Raw genomic sequence first — 22,330 nt, 5'->3', positions numbered from 1 at the left:
AGACACTGCCCGGGTGATCTGCCGATCACGCACGGTGCGTCGACGTACCCGTGCCGCAAGCGAACGCATCCCAAGGCAGAAGCGATGAACCCGTCCGTCGACCCTCAGGGCGGCGCACCTCACGGCCGCCCTCCCGTTCCTCCACCGCCCCCGCGGCCCGACTGGTCCGTGCCCGACAGGGCGCGTGCGCCGGTTCCTCCCCCGCCTCCGCCACCTCCACCCCCGCCTCCGCCGCCCATGCCGCAGTCGCCGTCCCCGGGGCTGACGCCCGCTCACTTCTCCTATGACGTCACCCGGTACCTGTGCGCGGCGATGTACACCGACCTCGGGCTCGCTCGCAAGGCGGTCGCCCGGATCGTCCACGAACCGCGGCGTGCCGCCGCCTCGTCACCCGGGGTGGACCTCGGTTGCGTGCTGCGACATGCCCTCGCGGCCTGCGCCCGCCAGCGACTGAGGGACGTCGTTCTCCTCCTCCTGCTGCTCGCCGTCCTGATCACCGCGCCGCTCACGTACGGGGCGTTGCTCCTCCCGGCTCTCTTCGTGGCCTGGGTGGTCGTGCTCACCGAGATGGTCTCGGTGCACTACGGCATCGTCTCCCGGAACTTGAAGCGGGAGAACTTCGACCCGAGGTACGTCCCCCGGGAGCCGAGGCGCAAGGACGCCGCGCGTCTTGAGGCCATCGAACTCCGTGACCGTGGCAACGTCATGGTCTCCTCGGTCTACGAGCCCTTCGTGGGGCACGGCGGGACCTACAGAACGTGGTCGTTCGCCCTGAACACCGGGCGTCCTGAGGCGGGCAAGCAGGTCATCCCGTTCACCGTCCACGAGCTCAACGCCCATGTCTCCGCCAGGGTCCGGGCCCTCGAACTGCCCGGTATGGACATCGCCGACGTGCTCCTGGTCAACGGGGCCGACCTGCTGATCGGAATCGACGACCGCACCCGCGCCGAGGTTCTGCGCAACCCGGCCGGACCACCCGGGGCACAGGTCTCGAGCGCCCTGCTGCGCGAGCTGCGCGAGGACGCCAAGGGCAGGGCCCGGCCCTATCTGGCGATACGGGTCACCGGCTGGAGCGGCGAAGTGGTCAGCACCCTGTTCCTGCGATGCGCGCTGCTGTCCGGCGGTGACACCGCGTTCATCGAGGGCACCAGCTGTCTGCTCGCGCCCGTCCGGGAGAAGTACCGGGCGGTGGACCGGCTCCTCGACGCCCCCACCTTCCGGCAGTGGTGCCGGCTGGCCGCCGATGCCGGCGTGCGCACCCCCTTCCTTCTGGTCCGCGCGCCCTTCGTGATCGTCAAAGACCTCTTCGAGCCGCTCGCCGGACACCGTGACCAGCGCAGACAGGAGCGCGAGATCCGGCTGCGGACCTTCGACTACGGCGCCCGGTTCAGCCTCCGGGAGGAGGCCAGCGACTGGCTCTTCTACCGGTACTTCCAGGAACTGGACAAGGAGCTGTACTCCAAGACGATCGAACACCGGGTTCTGGACGCCCTCGTGCAGTTCCTGGAGGACCACGACATCGACTCCAGCGACCTCATCCAACGGCAGACCACCATCTACAACTCCGGTCTGATGGCGGGACGGGACATCTCCATCAAGGGGTCCAGCGTGCGCGCCGGAGGAGGAGGCGGCCCGAAGAACCCGGCACAGCCGGTGAAACAGAGGTGACGTCATGTCGGATCACGGGGTGCACAGGCCGCAGGGGAACACCGGCATCCAGGCCGGCCGGGACGTGCGGATCGAGCAGAGCATGGTCGCCCTCGGGCACGCCACACTGACCGGGACCCAGTCACAGGCCGAGCATGCCGAGGCGGTCGCGGAACTGCGTACCGCGGTGGAACTGCTGCTGGACGAACTCCGCCGCAACGAGGAGCACTACGAGGACGGGGCGGAGTTGGTCGAGGCCGCCGAGCATGTGCAGACGGAGCTCACCCGCGACGAGCCGCGCCGCAACATCCTGCTGCGCTGGCTCGGCTTCATCGCCCCCGGTGTCCAGGCCACCGCCTCGCTCGCGTCGGACGTGACGACCATCCAGGAGAGCGTGAACGCCCTGTTCTAGTCCCGTTCCGGTCCGGAGGCGGTTCACAGCGAGGCGGTCCGCGACGCGGTCCACGCGAAACCGTCGGGGTCGGTGAACGGCCCGGCATCACCGCCGATCGAGAGCCGGTGCGAGCCGCTGCCCTCGGGAGCGACGCCGGCGACCTTGGCCAGGCCCCGGCGCTTGTACAGCGCCAGCTTGACGGATCCCGACTCGGTGGCGAACTCGACGTACTTGCCGCCGAAGCTCTTGGCCACGGTGAGGCCGTGCTCGACGTAGAACTGCTTGGCGGCCCTCACGTCCTCCACGCCGAGCAGGAGCACGATCTCGTCGATCCGCCCCGTGGCGGGGCCGGTGTCCTTCTTCGACGACGACGCGATCTGCCAGATCGTCCCGTCCGGGGCCTGCACCACGCCGCCGTAGCCCCACAGCGACTTGGACGGGGGCTTCAGCGTGGTGGCGCCGGCGTTCACCGCCGCGTCGACCAGTGCGTCGACATCCGCCGGCTGGGAGACCACCAGTGACAGGGTGAACCCGCGGAAGCCGGTCGTCGGCGCGTCCGAGGCCCGCAGCCGCACCTCGTCGGCCAGACCGAAGGCGGTGGCGTAGAACCGGGCGGCGGCGGTGGCGTCGGTCACCTCAAGGGTGACGAATTCGATGGAAGTCATGAAGAGGACGCTAGTCAGGGCGGTGACACCGCGCTTCTCGATTCCTGACCGGATGCAAGATCACCGAACCCGGCGCGCCAAAGGGAGATTTGGGCAATTCTTACTTAATCTTCCCGAGTCGTAAGAATTTGCTCCTTTACGAGCAGTATTCACCTCACTTCCTCGGAGATGGCATGCACAAGCTTCGCAAGGCCGCTGTCCTCGCCGCCGCCCTCGGCAGCGTCGGGCTCCTGACGGCCGGGACCGCCCACGCCGACGGCTGGGGCCGGGGCGACGGTCGTCCGGGCAACAGCTACCACGTCCAGCAGAGCACCCAGTGCAAGTCGCACGACCTGAACATCAGCATCCTCGGTGTGGTCGGCCTGCTCAACGGTGCGCTGGGCAACGCGCTCAACGGCGAAGGCGACGCGGGCAGCCAGGGCACCCACCTCGGCTCGACGATGGGCTGCAACAACAGCGCGTTCTGAGCCTGCAGTTCAGACACGCCCTCTGTCAGTGACGGAGGGGGCGGGCGGTCAGCCGACGGCTGGCCGCCCGCTGCTGCGCACGCCGTCCTGTGCGTCCCGGCCGTCGGGAACCCACCGGTGTCCTACGGTGTCAGCCGGGCGGGCGAGCGGTGTGCCGAGCGTGATCCACAGGCGTGTCGTCGCGCGTGACGCGAGGACATGTGTCCGGCTCCCTCGGAGGCCCCACCGTGTCGTCGATGCGCCCCACCGGCTCGTGCACGGTCAGCCTGCCGTCGTCCATGCGCCAGACCACGTCCGCGCGCGCGGCGAGCGCTGGTTCGTCGGTGACGTAGATGACCGTGCCCGGATACCGCCGGAACAGGCGTTCCGCCAGATCGGAACCGAGCGCCTCCTCGGACCGGGCCTCGTCCAGCAGCAGGACCCGCGGCCCGCCGCGCAGCGCCCGAACCATCGCCACCTGGTAGCGAGCGGCCATGGAAAGCCCGTGCCCGCCCTCGCCCACGCGGGTGCCCAGGCCCTCGGGCAGGAGTTCCTCCAGGGCCTCGACGAACTCGTCGTCCGCATGCCCCCGGCCCGCGTCCCCGCCCTCGTCCCTGGGTTCACCGAGCCTCAGGTTCGTATCCACGGTGCCGCGCAGCAGGGGCAGTTCGGGGCTGGTCAGCCTGATCGCCCGGCGTACCGATTCCGGGTCGTGCCGGGCGAGGTCCTGGCCGTCGAGCAGCACGGCCCCCGCGTGCGGATCCTGCAGTCGCGCGATGAGACGCAGCAGCAGTGACTTTCCCGAGCCGGGAGGGCCCTGCAGCACGATCCGCTGCCCTGGGCGTGCGACGGCCGACGCCTCAAGGACACCGTCCACGCGTACGTCCGCGAGTTCCAGCTGACCGGGCCCGTCCGCGAGCGGCTCGGCTCCGCGCAGTCTGCCCAGTGGCGCCGGTGCCGCGAGGACCTCGGCGATACGCCGCCGCGCGACGCGCGACAGCTGCCAGTGCTCCTGCACCCGGACCAGCGACGACAAGGGTGCGCCGAGGAAGTTCGCCACCGTCAGCAGCGAGGCGAGGGCTTCCCACCCGGTGCCCGCCAGCAGGCCCACCGTGACCACGATCAGCAGGATCCCGATGCCGCACGCCTCGGCCGTCGCCGACATCGCTCCGGTGAGACGGGCCTGGCACACCATCGCCCGACCGTACTCACGGCTGCGCCGGCGCATGACCCGGCGCTCCTGCTCGACCCGGCCGAGGGACTGCATGACGGCGGTGTGGGTGACCCGTTCGTTGACGAAGGCCGCCAGCCGGCCGTTGTACCGTCTGGTCTCGCTTACCCGTCGGCGCAGCCGCCGCCCCAGCACCGCGACGGTGGCCGCGGCGAGCAGGACCAGCGCCGCCGACAGCGCGCCGACCACCGGCGCCACGACCGCCAGGACGCCGAGGGCGCACGCCACGAACACCCCGTCCACCAGAATCGGCGCCACACCCTTGCTGATCCACAACCGCAGCGCGGAGGCGTCCCCGGTGAAGCGCAGCACGGTCACACCGACCGTGCGCCGGTACGGTCCACCCGCCTCGCTGCCGGCGACATGGTCGAACAGCCGCATCCTGATGCTGTGCACGTAACTCTGGGCCAGTCGCTCGGCGAGCGGTTCACCCGCCGCCTTGAGCAACACGGTCGCGCAGGCCGACGTGACCAGCCCGACGGCCAGCGCGGTGGGCGGGTAACCGGCGACGTGCGTGTACAAGGCGTTGCGGTCGTGGCCGGAGCCCGCCTCCCCGCCGTGCGTGATGCGGTAGGCCGCACCGTGCACCAGGAGAGCGAAACCGACCACGCACACCGCCTGGCCGAAACCCGCGAGTACCAGCAGCAGCATCAGACGGCGCCGCACACCGCCGAGCGTGTGCGGCATCCGGACGCGCTGCCGTCCCGCCGCCGTCACGCCACGGTTTCGGCCGTCAGAGGGCCGTCGTGGTCCGCAAGCCGCCCGTGCTCCTGCGGCAGTCCGCCGAGGTCCGTCAGCCGGCCGGCGTCCTCGCACAGACCGCCGCCCGCCACGACGCTCCCGCCTGTGACGCCGCCCGCGAGCACATGAGTGGCGACGGCAGGGTCGGAGAGTGCAGCCGCCGCGTACACGGGGATGTCCACGCCGGTCAGCGCTTCGGCCGTGGCCAGCGGCGAGGCCGTCAGCACCCCGCTCAGGGCGGCGACGGGAAGACCTTCCTCACGCAGCAGCCGTACCCCCGCCACCGCGCTCACCGAATCACCGGCCGCGAACACGATGGCGTCCACGCCGGCTCGGAACTCCGGCGTCCGCATCAGCGCCGCCGTCTCCCGTTGCAGGATCCCGTCCGCGACCTCCAGCACGATCGCGTCCGCCTGGTGACTCGTCAGATCCGTGATGGTGCTGCGCAGAATGCGGATCACCTGCGGCATCGGCAGTTGGTACGTGGTGGGGAAGCCCATATCGGTGAAGTCGATCACCCGCGCCGCGCCCGCGTCCGCCATCAGCGTCGGATCCCCTGGCGCACCCGTACCGGTCACCTTCGCCGCGCCGACCCGGTGGCCGGCCAGGCTCAACCCGCGGATGAGGGCGGCCGCCACGGTCGTCTTGCCGGCGTTCATCGAGGTGCCCAGCACGGCGATGGTGCGCGGGCGCGGAGCGAGGGCGGGCACCACGGGCCGGGCCAGGCGGGCGAGGTTGATGACTTCGCCGTCCTCGTCGCAGACCAGGCCCAGGGGCTCCACCCGGGTGGGGGACTTCATCCGGGAGTGGGAGGACACGACCCGTCCCGCTATGCCGCCACCGGCGACCAGGTCGCAGGGACCGAGGTCGGCGGGCACCTCCGCCTCGAACTGGTCAGGGGCGTAGCGCGCGCCGTAGGAGACGACGATCCGGTCGCCGACGAACAGCCGGTTCCGCTTTCCGTGCACCTGCCCGAGGAATCGGTGCTGACCGATCTCGGCCACCCTGCACAGCACCAGGTCACCCATCCGTGGAGGCTCATTTCCCGTGCTCAGCCCCAGTGTTCTCGTGCTTCCGTAACCCAGTTCGACAAGGCGGCGGGCCGTGTAGGAAACCTTCGCCACCTCTTGTCGACCGGAAGAATCGAACCGCACGCTCTGCATGGATTTCTCCTTGTCCCGAGGTCCCGCGGAGCACCAGCATCCGCCGCGTTCGCAGAGCGCGCACTCCGGCCTCCGTCATATGCGGCAATCCGGAATCCCCCCGGCTCTCATGAGCGCCAGCCATCCGGGTGAAGGACGACGGGAGAGCCGTTCGTGCCGTTCGCGCGGCGAGGACGGCCTTGCGCTGCGGCGCCGTCAGCTCGGTTCGTCGGTCGTGAAACGCCGGACGCCCAGGTCCTCCTGACGTGCCGCCAGCGGCTGTTCGGCCCAGATGGTCTTTCGCTCGCGGCCATAACGGGTTCCCCACCGTTCGGACAACTGGGCCACCAGGAACAGGCCCCGGCCGCCCTCGTCCGTGCCACGGGCCTGGCGAAGGTGCGGCGAGGTGCTGCTGGTGTCGGAGACCTCACAGATGAGGTGACCGTCCCGGATCAGTCGCAGCAGGACCGGTCCCCCCGCGTACCGGTAGGCGTTCGTGACCAGTTCGCTCACGATCAGCTCGGTGGTGAAGGCATGGTCCTCCAGGCCCCACTGCGCCAGCTGGTCCCGCACCAGCGCCCGGGCCCGGCCGGCGGCGGTGGGCTCGGCGGAGAGCTGCCAGGTGGACACGTTCTGCGCCGGCAGCACCCGGGTCCGGGCCAGCAGCAGCGTGACGTCGTCGGCGGGGCGGTCGGGCAGCATGGCGTCCTCGACCGCTTTGCAGGTGTGCTCCAGGGAATTGGCTGGACCGGCCAGCGTGGCACGCAGCACCGCCAGGCCCCGATCCATGTCGCGGGTCTCGGCCCTGAGGAGGCCGTCGCTGTACAGGGCGATCAGACTGCCCTCGTCCAGTTCGAGTTCGGCCGTCTCGAACGGCAGCCCGCCCACGCCGAGCGGCGGCCCCGCGGGGATGTCGATCGCGCGCACCCGGCCGTCCGGGCCCAGCACGGTCGGCGGCGGGTGCCCGGCGCGAGCCACGGCGCAGTGCCGGGAGACCGGGTCGTAGATCGCGTACAGACACGTCGCGCCGACGATCCGGGGAGTGCCTCCGTCGGCTGCCTGCTGTTCGAGGGCCAGTTGGTCCACCAGGTCGTCCAGCCGGGCGAGGACCTCCTCGGGGGCCAGGTCGAGGTGGGCCAGCGTCTGCACGGCGGCGCGCAGTCGGCCCATGGTCGCCGAGGCGTGCATGCCGTGCCCGACGACGTCCCCGACGACCAGTGCGACACGCAGCCCCGACAGCGGGATGACGTCGAACCAGTCACCGCCGACCCCGGTGGAGGCTTGCGCGGGCTGGTAGCGGTGGGCCGTCTCGACCGCCGGGTGATCGGGCACCTCGCTCGGCAGCAGGCTGCGCTGGAGCGCCTCGGCGGCGTTGTGCTGCTGGGTGTAGCGGCGGGCGTTGTCGATGCAGACCGCGGCCCGTGCCGCGAACTCCTCCGCCAGGGTGAGGTCGTCCTGCTCGAACGGCTCGGCCCGCTGCGAGCGCCACAGGCAGACCAGCCCGAGGATGACCCCGCGGGCGGCCAGCGGTACGACCATCAGCGAGTGGACGCCCAGCGCCAGGGCCCGCTCGGCGCGCTCCGCGTCGGCCGTGAACCACCCGCGGTTGGCCTCCAGGAGAGGCTCCAGGACCGCCCGCCGTTCGGCCAGGCAGCGGGTCGGCGCGGTGTCCTCGGGGAACGTGAAGAGATGGCCGACGGGATACATCACCTGCAGCGCCTCCGGCCGGACGCTGCGTACCGCCATGCGGCGCAAGGGGCCCATGGCGTCCGGAGCGGGCTCCTCCCCGCGGGGCACGGGTTCCAGCAGATCCACCGAGAGGGCGTCGGCCAGGGTGGGGACCGCCGCCTCGGCCAGTTCGCGCGCGGTCCTCGCCACGTCCAGGGTGCTGCCGATGCTCGCACCGGCCTCGCTGAGCAGCGCGAGCCGCCGACGGGCCCGATGGCGGTCGGTGACGTCCTCGACGATCTCGGTGACCCCCAGCACCTTGCCGGAGGGATCCTTCATGCGGAACGCCGACACGGAGACGATCAGTTCCTTACCGGGGTCCCGCAGCAACCGGCAGGTCTGCTCGGCGAAGATCATGGGCTCACCGGTCTCCAGGACCCGCCGGAGCCGCTCCTCGATCAGCTCCGAGTCCGGGCCGAGCAGGAAGTCGGAGGTGCGATGCCCGTGGTACGCCTCGGTCGGCAGACCGCCGAACCGTGCGATCGCCCGGTTCACCCGCAGAACGCGCAGGTCCGGGCCGAGCACCGCGACACCCACCGGCGAGCGGATGAAGAACCCGTCCAGCACGGCCCGGTCGATGTGCCACTGGACGATGTCCTCGGCGAGGGAGCCGACGAGGAGCCACTCGACGGTGGAGTCCAGCCGTTGCACCCTGCGTGCCCTGAACCCCACGTACACGCGGTGTCCCGTGCGGTCGCTGACCGGCAGCAGCCCGTACCAGCCGCCTTCCTCCAGACACGCCTCGGTCGCCTCGGCGATCAGATGCTCGTCGTGGCTGTCGACCAGGACGTCGCGCACCGGGCGGCCCAGCACCTCGTCGGCCCGGTACCCCAGGAGCGTGGTGGCCTGCTCGCTCCAGGCGACGACCCGCCCGCGGCCGTCCAGCACGGCCGACGCGGACCGGTGGATCGAGAACGGATCCTCCGGGCTCTCGCTGAGCGACGTCGGGGGTGTCTTGTGCATCGCCCACCCATCTCGCGCCGTTCACGGGGCCGTGGTAAGCGCCCCGGGCGCTCCTGCCGTTCCGCATGCTGCCTTTGCAGTGGCTCATTCCAGTATCGGCTGTGGGTGCCTCGTCGGCGCGACCGGAGCGGTCCCCCGGGTGATGCCGCCGCCGGTCCGGGACCCGGTCACCGGGGCAGTGCCCGGGCGAGGAGCACCGCCACGTCGTCGTCCGCGACCTCGGGCATGACGAGGGCCAGGAGGTCGTCGCAGACCTGTTCCAGAGGACGGCCGGGCTGCCGCACCGCGTGGGCCAGCCGGCGCATGCCCTGGTCGAGATCCGTGCCCCGGGTCTCGATCAGACCGTCGGTGTAGGTCACCAGGAGGCTGTGCGGCGCGAGGACCAGCCGCTCCACCTCCCAGTCCTGCCGGCCCACGCCGAGCGGCGGTCCCGCCGGTCCGTCCAGGAAGGCGACCGTCCCCCGCTCGTCGACGACCACGGGAGGCGGGTGGCCGGCCCTGGTGATCAGACAGTGGCCGGCGACCGGATCGTGGACGGCGTACAGGCAGGTGGCCATCTCGTTGTCGCCCAGGTCGGCCACGGCGGCGTCCAGGGAGCGCAGCACCTGGTCGGGCGCGGTGTCCCGGCGGGCCAGGGTCCGCACCGCCGTGCGCAGCTGGCCCATGACCGCCGCGGCGTGGATGCCGTGCCCCATCACGTCCCCGATCACCAGGGCGGTCCGGCCGTCCGGCAGGGCCACGGCGTCGAACCAGTCTCCGCCGACCTCGTGGTCACCGGCCGGCAGATAGCGCCCGGTGAGCTCCAGTCCGCCGACCGTGGGCAGGGAGGTGTTCATCAGGCTGCGCTGGAGCGTCAGGGCCGCATCACGTTCGCGGCTGTACATGCGGGCGTTGTCGATGCTCAGCGCGGCCCGGGCGACCAGCTCGTCGATCAGCAGGACGTCCTGGTCGTCGAACGGTTCCCGGTCGCGGGTCCGGGTGACCACCACCGCTCCCAGCACCGTGCCCCGGGCCACCAGCGGGATCAGGCGCGCCGCGCCCACACGGGCACGCAGATACCCGCGCAGCCGGTCGGCGCCGGGCGTGTGGATCAGCGGTCCGATGTCGGCCAGATACAGGTTCATGGGCCGCCCCGCACTCATCACCTGCTCGTACACCGAGCCGCGCGGAAGCTGGAAGGTCATGCCCACCGCGAGGTCGTCGGCCGGCGCGTCCGGATCGGTGAAGACCGCCGCGACCCGGCGCACCACGCCGTGTGCCGACGCGGCGGTCTCGTCCGGTGCCACCGCCTCCTCCAGCAGCTGGACGTCGGCGGAGTCGGCCAGCCGCGGCACCAGGACGCGGACCACCTCCCGCGCCGTCTGCGCCAGATCCAGCGTGGAGCCCATCTGTGTACCGGCCTCCGCCAGCAGGGCGAGCCGCCGCCGTGCCCGCTCGGCCTCCAGGTGGGCCCGCTGCCCCTCCGTGACGTCGATCAGCGAGGCGATCACCCCGATGCGCTGGCCGGCCCCGCCGAGCAAGGGGGCGTACGAGCACGACCACGTCCGCTGCCGCTCCGGGTCACCCGCGCCGGAGGTGTGGCGGAAGTCCACCACCGCCTCACCCCGGTCGAAGGCCCGCCGCATCACCGCCTCCAGCGCGCCGGCGCCGGGGGCGACGTCGGTGACCCGTCTGCCGACGTGCGCCGCCACCGGGACGCCGTCCATCCGGGCCAGTGCCTCGTTGACCCGGAGGAAGCGCAGGTCGGGGCCGAGCATGGCCAGTCCGATCGGGGACTGGGTGAACAGCCCCTCCAGGGCGGCCAGCGCGTCCCGCATCCGCTCCACCGCGGATGTCTCCGCCGCGATGGCCAGCACGCCGGTACCGCCCCGCCCGTCCGCGATCGGGCAGTGCCACATCTCCATGTCGACGAGGGTCCCGTCGCGATGCCGGACCGGCAGCCGGGCGACCACCGCCGCCCCCGTGGACACCGCTCGGGCCAGCCGGTCGGCCAGCTCCCGGTTCTCCTCGGGCACCAGTACGCGCCTGGCGTCCTGCCCCAGCATCTGCTCCGGGGTGTGACCCAGCAGGTCCTGCGCGGCGAGCGACCACTGCACGAGGAGCCCGTCGGCGTCGACCACCCACAGGGCGAGCGGCAGCAGGTCCTGGAACACCCCGGCGTGACCCATCGCGAACGTGCGGCGGTCCGGCGTTTCGCCGGTCGCATCGGGGGCACGTGCACCGCGGTGACTCGCGCCGGTCATGAGGGCACCTCGCTCACACCACCCTTGACCACATCGGGCTCAAGGACAGCCTAGGCCGCAAGTGGCCCGGCTCACATGGCGTGAACGCAGTCCCACCGACACCATGGGTGCTCCGTCACCGGCAGGCTGAAGGGATCAAGATGTTCCGCAAGGTGCTGGTAGCCAACCGCGGCGAGATCGCCATTCGTGCGTTCCGCGCGGGCTACGAGCTGGGCGCACGCACCGTCGCCGTCTTCCCGTACGAGGACCGCAACTCCCTGCACCGGCTGAAGGCGGACGAGGCCTACGAGATCGGCCAGCCGGGGCATCCGGTGCGCGCCTATCTGTCCGTGGAGGAGATAGTCCGCGCGGCCCGCCGTGCGGGAGCGGACGCCGTCTACCCGGGCTACGGCTTCCTGTCCGAGAACCCCGACCTGGCCCGCGCGTGCGAGGAGGCCGGCATCACCTTCGTCGGACCGAGCGCGGACATCCTGGAGCTGACCGGGAACAAGGCGCGCGCGGTGGCCGCCGCACGGGATGCGGGCGTACCCGTCCTGGGTTCCTCGCAGCCGTCCAGGGACGTGGACGAGCTGGTCCGCGCCGCGGACGGCATCGGGTTCCCCGTCTTCGTCAAGGCGGTGGCGGGCGGCGGCGGGCGCGGCATGCGGCGGGTCGAGGAGCCCGCCCAGCTGCGCGAGGCCATCGAGGCGGCGTCCCGCGAGGCGGCGTCCGCGTTCGGTGACCCCACCGTCTTCCTGGAGAAGGCCGTCGTCGAGCCCCGCCACATCGAGGTGCAGATCCTCGCCGACGGCCAGGGCGACGTCATCCACCTCTTCGAGCGGGACTGCTCGGTGCAGCGGCGCCACCAGAAGGTCATCGAACTCGCCCCCGCGCCGAACCTCGACCCCGCCCTGCGCGACCGCATCTGCGCCGACGCCGTGCGCTTCGCCCGGCAGATCGGCTACCGCAACGCCGGCACGGTGGAGTTCCTGCTCGACCGCGACGGCAACCACGTCTTCATCGAGATGAACCCGCGCATCCAGGTCGAGCACACCGTGACCGAGGAGGTCACCGACGTCGACCTGGTGCAGTCGCAGCTGCGCATCGCCGCCGGCGAGACCCTCGCCGACCTCGGCCTGGCCCAGGAGACGGTCACCCTGCGCGGCGCCGCCCTCCAGTGCCGTATCACCACCGAGGACCCCGCCAACGGATTCCGCCCGGACACCGGCCGGATCAGCGCCTACCGCTCACCGGGCGGCTCGGGCATCCGCCTCGACGGCGGTACCACCCACGCCGGTACGGAGATCAGCGCGCACTTCGACTCGATGCTGGTGAAGCTCACCTGCCGGGGCCGCGACTTCGACACCGCGGTGGGCCGCGCCCGGCGTGCCGTGGCCGAGTTCCGCATCCGCGGCGTGGCCACCAACATCCCCTTCCTGCAGGCCGTGCTGGACGACCCCGACTTCCAGGCCGGCCGGGTCACCACGTCGTTCATCGAGCAGCGCCCGCACCTGCTCACCGCCCGCCACTCCGCCGACCGCGGCACGAAGCTGCTCACCTACCTGGCCGACGTCACCGTGAACAAGCCGCACGGGGAACGGCCCGACCTGGTCGACCCGCTGACCAAGCTGCCCGCGCTCCCGGCAGGCGATCCGCCCCCCGGTTCCCGGCAGCGGCTCGCCGAACTCGGCCCGGAGGGCTTCGCGAACTGGCTGCGTGCCTCGCCGACCATCGGCGTCACCGACACCACCTTCCGCGACGCCCACCAGTCGCTGCTCGCCACCAGGGTGCGCACCAAGGACATGCTCGCCGTCGCCCCGGTGGTGGCCCGCACCCTGCCGCAGCTGCTGTCCCTGGAGTGCTGGGGCGGCGCGACCTACGACGTCGCGCTGCGCTTCCTCGCCGAGGACCCGTGGGAGCGCCTGGCGGCGCTGCGGGAGGCCGCGCCGAACATCTGCCTGCAGATGCTGCTGCGCGGCCGCAACACCGTGGGCTACACGCCGTATCCCACCGAGGTGACCGACGCGTTCGTGCAGGAGGCTGCGGCCACCGGCATCGACATCTTCCGCATCTTCGACGCCCTCAACGACGTCGACCAGATGCGGCCCGCCATCGAGGCGGTACGGGAGACCGGGACGGCCGTCGCGGAGGTGGCCCTGTGCTACACCTCCGACCTGTCCGACCCGTCCGAGAAGCTCTACACCCTCGACTACTACCTGCGCCTGGCCGAGCGGATCGTGAACGCCGGCGCCCACGTCCTGGCCGTCAAGGACATGGCCGGCCTGCTGCGGGCGCCGGCCGCCGCGAAGCTGGTGTCGGCGCTGCGCCGGGAGTTCGACCTGCCGGTGCACATCCACACCCACGACACCGCGGGCGGCCAGCTCGCCACCTACCTCGCCGCGATCCAGGCCGGCGCGGACGCGGTGGACGGGGCGGTGGCCTCCATGGCCGGCACGACCTCGCAGCCGTCGCTGTCGGCGATCGTCGCCGCGACCGACCACTCCGAACGGCCCACCGGCCTCGACCTCCAGGCCGTCGGCGACCTGGAGCCGTACTGGGAGAGCGTCCGCAAGGTCTACGCCCCCTTCGAGGCGGGCCTCGCCTCGCCGACCGGCCGCGTCTACCACCACGAGATTCCCGGCGGGCAGCTGTCCAACCTGCGTACCCAGGCGGTCGCGCTGGGCCTGGGCGACCGTTTCGAGGAGATCGAGGCGATGTACGCCGCCGCCGACCGGATGCTGGGCCGCCTGGTGAAGGTCACCCCCTCCTCGAAGGTGGTCGGCGACCTGGCCCTGCACCTGGTGGGTGCCGGCGTGTCCCCGGCCGACTTCGAGGCGGAGCCGGACCGCTTCGACATCCCCGACTCCGTCATCGGCTTCCTGCGCGGCGAGCTGGGCACCCCGCCCGGCGGCTGGCCCGAGCCGTTGCGGAGCAAGGCGCTGCGAGGCCGCGCCGAGGCCAAGCCGGTGCAGGAACTGAACGGCGACGACCGCGAGGGCCTGGCCAAGGACCGGCGGGCGACGCTCAACCGGCTGCTGTTCCCGGGCCCGACGCGGGAGTTCGAGACGCACCGCGACACCTACGGCGACACCAGCGTGCTGGACAGCAAGGACTTCTTCTACGGGCTGCGCCCCGGCACGGAGTACGGCGTCGACCTGGAACGCGGCGTGCGGCTGCTGATCGAGTTGCAGGCCGTCGGCGACGCGGACGAGCGCGGCATGCGGACCGTGATGTCGTCCCTGAACGGCCAGTTGCGGCCGATCCAGGTCCGCGACCGGGCGGCCGCCTCGGACGTCCCGGTCACCGAGAAGGCCGACCGGGCGAACCCGGGCCATGTCGCGGCGCCGTTCGCCGGCGTGGTGACCCTCACGGTCGCCGAGGGGGACGAGGTGTCGGCCGGGGACACGGTGGCCACCATCGAGGCGATGAAGATGGAGGCGTCGATCACCGCCGCGAAGTCCGGCACGGTGGCCCGCCTGGCCATCAACCCCATCCAGCAGGTCGAGGGCGGCGATCTGCTCGTGGAACTCGCCTGAGGCCGCCGCTGCCCGAGTTGCCGAACGCCGCCTGCGCCCCGCGGGGAGGAACCTCCGCGGGGCGCAGGCGTTCTGACGAGGTGTCAGCAGTGGTCGCCGGGTCCGCCCGCGGGGTCCCCGCCGCGGACCGCATGCCCCGCCGCGCACCGGGGCCGACACTGACGGTATGACCCGTACTCCCGTGGACCCGAACTCCGTACCGGCCGAACTCCGCCCCTGTTTCCAGGAACTCGTCCACCGCACGCGGGCCGTGTGCGGAGCTCACCTGGTGAGCGTCATCGCCGTCGGCTCGGTCGCGCTCGGCGACTACCGGCACGGGCGCAGCGACATCGACGTGACCGTGGTCGTGGACGGGGCGCTTCCCGGGTCCGCGCTGCCCGAACTGGCCGCCGTACTCGCGCACCCCGCGCTGCCCTGCCCCGCGGCGGGCCTGGAGCTGGTGGTCTACGGTGCGGACTTCGCGGCCCGGCCGTCCGGCGAGGCCGGATACCTGCTGGACCTCAACACCGGCCCGTCGCTGCCCGGCAAGGTCAGCTTCGACCCGGCCGAGTCCCCGGCGTTCTGGTACGTCATCGACCGTTCCGTCGCGCACCGGGCGGGGCGTGTGCTGTACGGCAGGCCGGCGGGGGAGGTGATCGCCGAGCCCGACCGTGCCGACGTGCTGAGCGCGATCCGTGCCTCGGTGCGCGAGCACAGCGCCGGCGAAGGCCATCTCGCGGACAACCGGGTCCTCAACGGCTGCCGATCCGTGCAGTTCTGCCGTACGGGCCGCTGGCAGGCCAAGCGCCGGGCGGCGGAGGCGGTCGCGGCGGCCGAGGAGCCGTTCCGGGCGCTCGTGACCGCCGCCCTGCGCAGCTATGAACGCCCCTCCCGCGGCGACGCGGCCGCTCTGCCCACCGCCGATGTGCGCGCCTTCCTGGCCTGGGTGGCCGAACGCGTCGACGAGACCGCCGGGACGTACCGGGCCCGCTGAGGCAACGGCTCCCGCCTCCCGCCTCCCGGCCCCGCGCGGTCCCGCCGCCCGAACGGCTCAGTGAGGCTGCGCCGGAGGGGCGAGGAGGAGTGAAGGGTGTGACCGTGGTGGAAGGGATCGGCGTGCACACGGCGGCGAGGAGGCGCGATGTCCGAGGGATTGGCCGAACGCGGCACGGCTTGTGCCGCCCCGAGCGGCGGCACCGACCTGCCGTCCGATCCGGCCCTGCGCGCCTTCGAGCAGGTGAGTGCCGTCGCCGACGCCGTCCTCTACGAGGGGTATCTGCTCTACCCGTACCGCCGCTCCTCGGCGAAGAACCGGGTGCGATGGCAGTTCGGTGTGCTCTTCCCCCGGGACTGGGTGGAGGCCGACGGCCCGGTGGTCCCCGGTCTCTCCGGTTCCGCCGACTCCTGGTACCAGCGGACCGAGTGCCTGGTGCGGATCCTGCGGTCCGACGCCGAAGTGCGGGTCAGGCTCCGGTACCTGCAGATGCAGCGCAAGCAGGTGTGGGAGACGGACGGCCGGGACGGGGACCACCGTGCCGTCGAGTCGCTGCGCACCGACGACGGCACCGTGCACCTGACGTTCGACGAAGCGGTGCCGCGTGAGGCCGACGTCACCGTCCCCCTGGCCGGTCTGCTGCACGGTGAGCACACGGTTCCCGTGGTGTCGGCGGCCGGTGCGGAGACCGAGCCGCTGCCGGGACACGCCGGGCGCGTGGAGCGGTGTCGCGAAGAGGTGCGGGCGAGCGTCACCGTCACCGCCGAACCGCTGACGCCGGAAATCTGCCGGCTCCAGGTGCGCACCACGAACACGGGGCCCGCGCCGCGGCCGGGCACCGCGCGCGACGAGGCGCTGCGCCGCGCGCTCATCGCGACCCACACCCTGATCGGCGGTGACGGAGTGGAGTTCGTCTCGCTGATCGACCCGCCCGAGGACCTGGCCGCCCACGTGGGCGCCTGCCGCAACGAGTTCACCTTCCCCGTCCTCGGCGGCACCCTCCCCGGTCCTGAACCCGCCACCTCGCCCGACGGCGAACCCGGTACCGGCCCCGTGGTCCTGTCGGCCCCGATCATCCTCCCCGACCACCCCCAGGTGGCCCCGGAGAGCCCCGGTGACCTGCACGACGCGGCCGAGATCGACGAGATCCTCACCCTGCGGACGATGCTGCTGACCGACGAGGAGAAGCGCGAGGCACGCGCCACCGACGCACGGGCCGCCGCGATCCTCGACCGGGTCGAGACCATGCCCCCGGAGGTCTTCGCACGCCTGCACGGCGCCGTCCGCTCCCTGGCCCCGGCCGCGCCGGCGTCCGCCCCGCCCGAGCGCCCGGCCTGGTGGCAGGAGGGCGCCGACGACGGGCTCTCCCCGTCCACCGAGACGGTGTTGGTCGACGGCGTTCCCCTCGGCGGCGGCAGCCGGGTGCGGCTTCGCCCGCGACGCAACGCCGACGCCCAGGACATGTTCCTGGCCGGGCGGACCGCCGAGATCGCTGCCGTCTTCCACGACGTGGACGGCAGCGTGCAGTTCGCGGTCACGCTCGACGACGATCCCGCGGCCGAACTGCACACCTGGTACGGCCGCTTCCACTACTTCCGGCCCGACGAAGTCGAGCCCCTGGACCCCGCCCCGAAGTCCGCCCCATCCGAATCCCCCGCAGCCGGAGGCCGATGACATGACGACGCACAGCAGCACCACGGAGGTCAGCGGCGAACCCAGTCGCGCCGAGGACCGGCAGGGCATCGACGAGATCACCATCCTCTGGATCTCGGAGGGGATGAGCTGCGACGGCGACACGGTCTCCCTGACCGCCGCCGACCAGCCTTCGATCGAGGACCTGGTGCTCGGTCTCATCCCCGGCCTGCCGAAGGTGAACCTGGTCAACAAGGTGCTGTCGCCGAGCCTCGGCGGCGAGGACTTCCTCGTTCCCTACCGAGCGGCGGCTCGGGGCGATTTGTCCCCGTTCATCCTGGTCATCGAGGGTTCGATCCCCAACCAGAACATCATCAAGGGCGACGGCTACTGGACATCCTTCGGCAACGACCCGGAGACCGGCGAACCGCAGACCCTGAACTGGTGGATCGACCAGCTCGCCCCGAAGGCGTGGGCGGTGGTGGCCGCGGGCACCTGCGCCACGTTCGGCGGCATCCACGCGATGGCCGGCAACCCGACCGGCTGCATGGGCCTCGCGGACTACCTGGGCTGGGACTTCAAGTCCAGGGCCGGCCTGCCCGTGGTGAACGTGCCCGGCTGCCCGATCCAGCCCGAGAACTTCATGGAGACCCTGGTCTGGGTCCTCTACCACGCGGCCGGCTCCGCGCCCCCGCCACCGCTGGACCACATGCTGCGCCCGCAGTGGCTGTTCGGAAAGACCGTGCACGAGGGCTGCGACCGCGGCTCCTACTACGAGCAGGCGAGCTTCGCGAAGGACTACAACTCGCCCAAATGCCTGGTCAAGACGGGCTGTTGGGGTCCGGTCGTCAACTGCAACGTGCCCAAGCGCGGCTGGATGGGCGGCCTGGGCGGCTGCCCGAACGTCGGCGGCATCTGCATCGGCTGCACCATGCCCGGCTTCCCCGACGCGTTCATGCCGTTCATGGACGAGCCGCCCGGCGGCACCCTGTCGTCGCTCGCCATCAAGCCGTACGGCGCCGTCATCCGCCGCCTGCGCGGCATGACGAACGAGCTGGTCAACCACGAGCCCAGGTGGCGCCACAACAAGCGCAAGCTCACCAGCGGCTACAACCCGCGCTGGCGTCCCTGACACCGGACGACCAGCCACCCCACCCACCACCCGGCCACCGAACACCTACAGCGAGGGGCAGTACCGCAGATGACGACCACCGAGGCCCGGCCCACGGAGCGCAAACCACCACAGCTCGTGGACATGTCCTGGGATCCGATCACCCGGATCATCGGGAACCTGGGCATCTACACGAAGATCGACTTCGCCAACCGGGAAGTCGTGGAGTGCCACAGCACCTCGTCGCTGTTCCGCGGCTACTCGGTGTTCATGAAGGGCAAGGACCCGCGCGACGCCGGCTTCATCACCTCCCGCATCTGCGGCATCTGCGGTGACAACCACACCACCTGCTCCGACTACGCCCAGCAGATGGCGTACGGCGTGAAGCCGCCGCTGCTCGCCGAGCACATCGTCAACCTCGGCGAGGCGGCCGAGTACATGTTCGACCACACGATCTTCCAGGACAACCTGGTCTTCGTGGACTTCTGCGAGGCGATGGTCAAGGCCACCAACCCCTCGGTACTGGCCCGCGCGGAACGCACCGAGGCCCCCCGCGGCGACATCCACGGCTACCGGACGATCGCCGACATCATGCGGGCCTTCAACCCCTTCGAGGGCGAGATCTACAAGGAAGCCCTGAAGGTCAGCCGGATCACGCGCGAGATGTTCTGCCTGATGGAGGGCCGGCACGTCCACCCGTCCACGCTGTACCCGGGCGGCGTCGGCACGATGCCGACACCCACCGTCTTCACCGACTACCTCAGCCGGCTCATGCGGATCATCGACTTCATCAAGAAGGCGGTGGCCCTCAACGACGACGTCTTCGACTTCTTCTACGAGGCCCTGCCCGGCTACGAGGAGGTCGGCCGCCGCCGCGTCCTGCTGGGCTGCTGGGGCGCCTTCCAGGACCCCAAGGTCGTCGACTACCGCTACGAGACGATGAACACCTGGGGCAAGGCGATGTACGTCACCCCGGGCATCGTGGTCGACGGCGAACTGGTCACCAACAACCTCGTCGACATCAACCTCGGTCTGCGCATCATGCTGGGCAGCTCGTTCTACGAGGACTGGGTGAACGAGGACCCGTTCGTCACCCACGACCCGCTCGGCAACCCCGTCGACATGCGCCACCCGTGGAACCAGACCACCGTCCCGGTGCCGCAGAAGCGGAACTTCGACGACAAGTACAGCTGGGTGATGAGCCCGCGCTGGCTCGACCCGCGCACCGGGGACCACCTCGCCCTGGACACCGGCGGCGGCCCGCTGGCCCGGCTGTGGTCCACCGCGCTCAGCGGCATCGTCGACACCCCCTACGTCAAGGCCACCGGCAGCAGCGTCCGCATCTCGCTGCCGAAGGGCGAGAGCCTGCCGGAGACCACCCTGGAGTGGCACATCCCGAGGTGGAGCAACACCCTCGAACGGGACCGCGCCCGCCCCTACTTCATCGCCTACGCGGCCGCCATGTCCCTGCAGTTCCTCGAAGAGGCCATGGGCCTGGTCCGCGCCGGCGACACCAAGGTCTTCGAGAACTACGAGGTACCCGACGAGGCCATCGGCTGCGGCTTCCACGAGGCGGTGCGCGGTGTCCTCTCCCACCACCTGGTGATCAAGGACAAGAAGATCGCCAACTACCACCCGTACCCGCCCACCCCGTGGAACGCCAGCCCCCGCGACATGTACGGCACCCCCGGCCCGTACGAGGACGCCGTCCAGGGCCAGCCGATCTTCGAGGAGAACGGCCCCGACGACTTCAAGGGCGTCGACATCATGCGCACCGTCCGCAGCTTCGACCCGTGCCTGCCGTGCGGTGTCCACATGTACGTCGGCAAGGGCAAGACCCTGACCACCCTGCACTCACCGACGTACGGAGCGAACCATGGCTGAGTCCGGCGCGCCACGACTGGCCGCCCCGGACGTCGAGGCCCGGCTCGCCCGCCTCGACGAGGTCCTGGAGAGCCTGGAGTCCGCGCCCGGCCCCACCACCCGCCCGGCGACCGAGGCGGTACGGCTGCTCACCGAGGTCTACGGCGAGGCACTGGCCCGCGTCCTGGACCTCGCGGACGCCGCTCTGGCCGAACGCCTCGCCGACGACGAGCTGCTCGACCACCTGCTGGTCCTGCACGACATCCACCCCGAGCCCGCCGAGCGCCGGGCGGCCCGCGCGGTCGAGCGGCTGCGCCCCGCGGTGCGCGAACGCGGCGGCGACGTCGAGTGGGCCGGTGTCGAGGGCCAGGTGGCCCGGGTGCGCCTCAGCTCCGGCGGCGGGTGCGGCTCGGGGTGCGGCTCCGGCGCGGTCGACGTCACCGACGCGGTACGGGCGGCCGTGCTCGCCGCCGCTCCGGAACTGACGGCCGTGGAACCGCTGCCGGCCGCCCCCGGCCGGCGCCAGGCGCCGGCCTTCGTCCCGCTGGCCACCCTCACGCACCGGGGCACACCGTGACCACGGACGGCGCCCTGGCCCGCCTCATCCGCTCCTCGGCCGACCGCACCGCGACGGACGAGGCGGAAGTGTGCGACCTGTGCGCCGCGCCGGTGGCCGGTGACCACGCCCACCTCTACGACACCGCGAAGGACGAGGTGCACTGCGCCTGCGGCCCCTGCTCGGTGCTGTTCGACCGGGGTGGAGCGGGCGACGGCCACTACCGGCTGGTGCCCCGGCGCCGGACCCGGCTGCCCCGGGTCGACACGGCCGTCCTGGGCGTACCCGTCGGACTGGTCTTCTTCGTGCCCCGGGCGGACGGCACGGTCACCGCCCAGGGGCCCAGCCCGGCGGGTGCCATGCGGTGGGAGGTGGACGCCTCGGCCTGGCAGCGGCTGGCCGAGACGTGTCCACAGCTCGCCGGCGTGGAACCCGAGGTGGAGGCACTGCTGGTGAACACCGTCCACGGCCTCGACCACCACTGGATCGTCCCGATCGACGACTGCTACCGGATGGTCGCCGTCGTACGGCGGGAATGGCGGGGCCTGTCCGGCGGCGGCCGGATCTGGCCGGCCGTCGAACAGTTCTTCGGGGAGCTCGCCGAGCGGCCGTGAGCGTACCGCGCGCGGCGGAGACGAGGAAGGAGATCACCCATGGGCACCATCAGAGTGGGCAAGGCCCAGGCAAGGCCCGACACCCCCCGGCACGTGACCGGAATGCACCAGGGCAACAGGGGCCGGTACAAGGACCAGACCGGTCACCACGCGGACGGCACCTCCGACGCGCGCCGGTCCACCGGGATCCACTGGAAGCGGCACGACGCCCTCGCGGAGTCCATGCCGAACATCTCGCCGGGATGACACACAGCTGGGAGTCGCCGCAATGAACGTCCAACTGGCACGTACGTCCGCCACCGCGGGCAGAGGAGCCGCGATGAGCGGCCGACGGGTGCTGAAGGCGGAGGCCGTCGTGATGGGCGCCGCCGCGCTGGCCCTGCTGGCCTGGGAACTGCCCAGCCTGCGGCGGGAGATGCGGATCTGGCGCATGGCCGGCGGATTCCGCGCCGGCCACCGCTACCCGTGAGCCGGCCGTGCACGAACTGTCCGTCGCGACCGCGATCGTCGAGCGGGCCGGGGAACTGGCCCGGGCCGACGGGACGGACACCGTTGCCGCGGTGACCGTCAGAGTCGGCGAACTGGCCGGGGTCGTCCCCGACGCCCTGGACTTCGCCTTCGAGGTGGCCCGCGACGGCACCGCCCTCGCCACGGCCCGCCTCGTGGTCGAGCAGGTGCCCGCGCAGGCGTGGTGCGAGCCGTGCACCGAGGAGTTCGCGGTGGGCATGCCACCGTTCTTCTGGTGCCCGCGCTGTGACCGGCCCTCCACCGAGCTGCGCAGCGGCCGGGAACTGGAGATCACCGCGATCGAACCGGCCATGCCCTGATACGACGGGGCCCCGCCGGTGCACGCACGCACCGGCGGG

General features: G+C 71.8%; 18 protein-coding genes. 13 read left to right on the top strand and 5 right to left on the bottom strand.

Annotation, left to right across the window (positions count from 1 at the left end):
* Positions 1-237 precede the first annotated feature (237 nt).
* Together ACWCPI_RS11050 and ACWCPI_RS11045 are read left to right on the top strand one after the other, a co-directional pair.
* Positions 238-1,668, top strand: a complete 1,431-nt coding sequence (locus ACWCPI_RS11050) for a hypothetical protein (RefSeq protein WP_451037834.1) — start codon at positions 238-240, stop codon at positions 1,666-1,668.
* Positions 1,669-1,672: 4 nt separating this feature from the next.
* The gene (locus ACWCPI_RS11045) at positions 1,673-2,059 is read left to right on the top strand and encodes a hypothetical protein (protein ID WP_451037833.1); all 387 of its coding nucleotides are present in this window, start codon (positions 1,673-1,675) and stop codon (positions 2,057-2,059) included.
* Between the two features lie 23 nt (positions 2,060-2,082).
* On the opposite strand, the gene ACWCPI_RS11040 is transcribed toward ACWCPI_RS11045, so the two are convergent.
* Complete coding sequence (locus ACWCPI_RS11040; protein ID WP_451037832.1) at positions 2,083-2,706, bottom strand: glyoxalase; 624 nt, start codon at positions 2,704-2,706, stop codon at positions 2,083-2,085.
* A gap of 173 nt (positions 2,707-2,879) precedes the next feature.
* Between ACWCPI_RS11040 and ACWCPI_RS11035 the strand changes: the two genes are divergently transcribed.
* Positions 2,880-3,173 carry a hypothetical protein gene (locus ACWCPI_RS11035; protein ID WP_451037831.1) on the top strand — a complete coding sequence of 98 codons (294 nt, stop codon included), beginning with the start codon at positions 2,880-2,882 and terminating at the stop codon, positions 3,171-3,173.
* A gap of 130 nt (positions 3,174-3,303) precedes the next feature.
* On the opposite strand, the gene ACWCPI_RS11030 is transcribed toward ACWCPI_RS11035, so the two are convergent.
* The 4 genes from ACWCPI_RS11030 to ACWCPI_RS11015 form a co-directional block, all read right to left on the bottom strand.
* A complete protein-coding gene (locus ACWCPI_RS11030; protein WP_451037830.1) occupies positions 3,304-5,100 on the bottom strand; it encodes an ATP-binding cassette domain-containing protein in 1,797 nt (598 codons plus the stop codon).
* Complete coding sequence (locus ACWCPI_RS11025) at positions 5,097-6,152, bottom strand: DUF1611 domain-containing protein (protein ID WP_451037829.1); 1,056 nt, start codon at positions 6,150-6,152, stop codon at positions 5,097-5,099. The genes ACWCPI_RS11030 and ACWCPI_RS11025 overlap by 4 nt, the downstream gene beginning before the upstream one ends.
* A gap of 330 nt (positions 6,153-6,482) precedes the next feature.
* Positions 6,483-8,957, bottom strand: a complete 2,475-nt coding sequence (locus ACWCPI_RS11020) for a SpoIIE family protein phosphatase (protein WP_451037828.1) — start codon at positions 8,955-8,957, stop codon at positions 6,483-6,485.
* A gap of 167 nt (positions 8,958-9,124) precedes the next feature.
* Positions 9,125-11,200 carry a SpoIIE family protein phosphatase gene (locus tag ACWCPI_RS11015; RefSeq protein WP_451037827.1) on the bottom strand — a complete coding sequence of 692 codons (2,076 nt, stop codon included), beginning with the start codon at positions 11,198-11,200 and terminating at the stop codon, positions 9,125-9,127.
* Between the two features lie 140 nt (positions 11,201-11,340).
* On the opposite strand from ACWCPI_RS11015, the gene ACWCPI_RS11010 reads away from it, so the two are divergent.
* The 10 genes from ACWCPI_RS11010 to hypA all read left to right on the top strand — a co-directional run bounded on the left by ACWCPI_RS11010 (position 11,341) and on the right by hypA (position 22,291).
* Entirely contained in the window at positions 11,341-14,715 is a 3,375-nt protein-coding gene (locus ACWCPI_RS11010) for a pyruvate carboxylase (protein ID WP_451037826.1), read from the top strand.
* 166 nt (positions 14,716-14,881) lie between these two features.
* On the top strand, positions 14,882-15,688 hold the full coding sequence (locus ACWCPI_RS11005) for an aminoglycoside adenylyltransferase domain-containing protein (RefSeq protein WP_451037825.1): 807 nt from the start codon (positions 14,882-14,884) through the stop codon (positions 15,686-15,688).
* A gap of 147 nt (positions 15,689-15,835) precedes the next feature.
* The gene (locus tag ACWCPI_RS11000; protein WP_451037824.1) at positions 15,836-17,362 is read left to right on the top strand and encodes a hypothetical protein; all 1,527 of its coding nucleotides are present in this window, start codon (positions 15,836-15,838) and stop codon (positions 17,360-17,362) included.
* A gap of 1 nt (position 17,363) precedes the next feature.
* Entirely contained in the window at positions 17,364-18,452 is a 1,089-nt protein-coding gene (locus ACWCPI_RS10995; RefSeq protein WP_451037823.1) for an NADH-quinone oxidoreductase subunit B family protein, read from the top strand.
* A gap of 69 nt (positions 18,453-18,521) precedes the next feature.
* The gene (locus tag ACWCPI_RS10990) at positions 18,522-20,315 is read left to right on the top strand and encodes a nickel-dependent hydrogenase large subunit (protein WP_451037822.1); all 1,794 of its coding nucleotides are present in this window, start codon (positions 18,522-18,524) and stop codon (positions 20,313-20,315) included.
* Complete coding sequence (locus tag ACWCPI_RS10985; RefSeq protein ID WP_451037821.1) at positions 20,308-20,871, top strand: NifU family protein; 564 nt, start codon at positions 20,308-20,310, stop codon at positions 20,869-20,871. The genes ACWCPI_RS10990 and ACWCPI_RS10985 overlap by 8 nt, the downstream gene beginning before the upstream one ends.
* Positions 20,868-21,464 (top strand): DUF5947 family protein, encoded by a 597-nt coding sequence (locus tag ACWCPI_RS10980; protein WP_451037820.1) that lies wholly within the window; start codon positions 20,868-20,870, stop codon positions 21,462-21,464. Before ACWCPI_RS10985 ends, ACWCPI_RS10980 begins: the two co-directional genes overlap by 4 nt.
* Before the next feature lie 39 nt (positions 21,465-21,503).
* Positions 21,504-21,710, top strand: coding sequence for a hypothetical protein (locus tag ACWCPI_RS10975; RefSeq protein ID WP_388795292.1), 207 nt, complete (start codon positions 21,504-21,506; stop codon positions 21,708-21,710).
* Positions 21,711-21,783: 73 nt separating this feature from the next.
* A complete protein-coding gene (locus ACWCPI_RS10970) occupies positions 21,784-21,933 on the top strand; it encodes a hypothetical protein (RefSeq protein WP_388795295.1) in 150 nt (49 codons plus the stop codon).
* 7 nt (positions 21,934-21,940) lie between these two features.
* Positions 21,941-22,291: a hydrogenase maturation nickel metallochaperone HypA gene (gene hypA / locus ACWCPI_RS10965; protein ID WP_388795298.1), complete on the top strand. Its 351-nt coding sequence runs from the start codon at positions 21,941-21,943 to the stop codon at positions 22,289-22,291.
* Positions 22,292-22,330: the final 39 nt, after the last annotated feature.

Source organism: Streptomyces sp. NPDC001920 (assembly GCF_053594495.1).
This window is presented reverse-complemented; position numbering and strand designations above follow the sequence as displayed.

Excerpts from the sequence above, each read along its gene's own strand:
- ACWCPI_RS11050 (WP_451037834.1), top strand. The coding sequence starts at position 238 with ATGCCGCAGTCGCCGTCCCCGGGGCTGACGCCCGCTCACTTCTCCTAT.
- ACWCPI_RS11045 (WP_451037833.1), top strand. The coding sequence starts at position 1,673 with ATGTCGGATCACGGGGTGCACAGGCCGCAGGGGAACACCGGCATCCAG.
- ACWCPI_RS11040 (WP_451037832.1), bottom strand. The coding sequence starts at position 2,706 with ATGACTTCCATCGAATTCGTCACCCTTGAGGTGACCGACGCCACCGCC.
- ACWCPI_RS11035 (WP_451037831.1), top strand. The coding sequence starts at position 2,880 with ATGCACAAGCTTCGCAAGGCCGCTGTCCTCGCCGCCGCCCTCGGCAGC.
- ACWCPI_RS11025 (WP_451037829.1), bottom strand. The coding sequence starts at position 6,152 with ATGGGTGACCTGGTGCTGTGCAGGGTGGCCGAGATCGGTCAGCACCGA.
- ACWCPI_RS11020 (WP_451037828.1), bottom strand. The coding sequence starts at position 8,957 with ATGCACAAGACACCCCCGACGTCGCTCAGCGAGAGCCCGGAGGATCCG.
- ACWCPI_RS11015 (WP_451037827.1), bottom strand. The coding sequence starts at position 11,200 with ATGACCGGCGCGAGTCACCGCGGTGCACGTGCCCCCGATGCGACCGGC.
- ACWCPI_RS11010 (WP_451037826.1), top strand. The coding sequence starts at position 11,341 with ATGTTCCGCAAGGTGCTGGTAGCCAACCGCGGCGAGATCGCCATTCGT.
- ACWCPI_RS11005 (WP_451037825.1), top strand. The coding sequence starts at position 14,882 with ATGACCCGTACTCCCGTGGACCCGAACTCCGTACCGGCCGAACTCCGC.
- ACWCPI_RS11000 (WP_451037824.1), top strand. The coding sequence starts at position 15,836 with ATGTCCGAGGGATTGGCCGAACGCGGCACGGCTTGTGCCGCCCCGAGC.
- ACWCPI_RS10995 (WP_451037823.1), top strand. The coding sequence starts at position 17,364 with ATGACGACGCACAGCAGCACCACGGAGGTCAGCGGCGAACCCAGTCGC.
- ACWCPI_RS10990 (WP_451037822.1), top strand. The coding sequence starts at position 18,522 with ATGACGACCACCGAGGCCCGGCCCACGGAGCGCAAACCACCACAGCTC.
- ACWCPI_RS10985 (WP_451037821.1), top strand. The coding sequence starts at position 20,308 with ATGGCTGAGTCCGGCGCGCCACGACTGGCCGCCCCGGACGTCGAGGCC.
- ACWCPI_RS10975 (WP_388795292.1), top strand. The coding sequence starts at position 21,504 with ATGGGCACCATCAGAGTGGGCAAGGCCCAGGCAAGGCCCGACACCCCC.
- ACWCPI_RS10970 (WP_388795295.1), top strand. The coding sequence starts at position 21,784 with ATGAGCGGCCGACGGGTGCTGAAGGCGGAGGCCGTCGTGATGGGCGCC.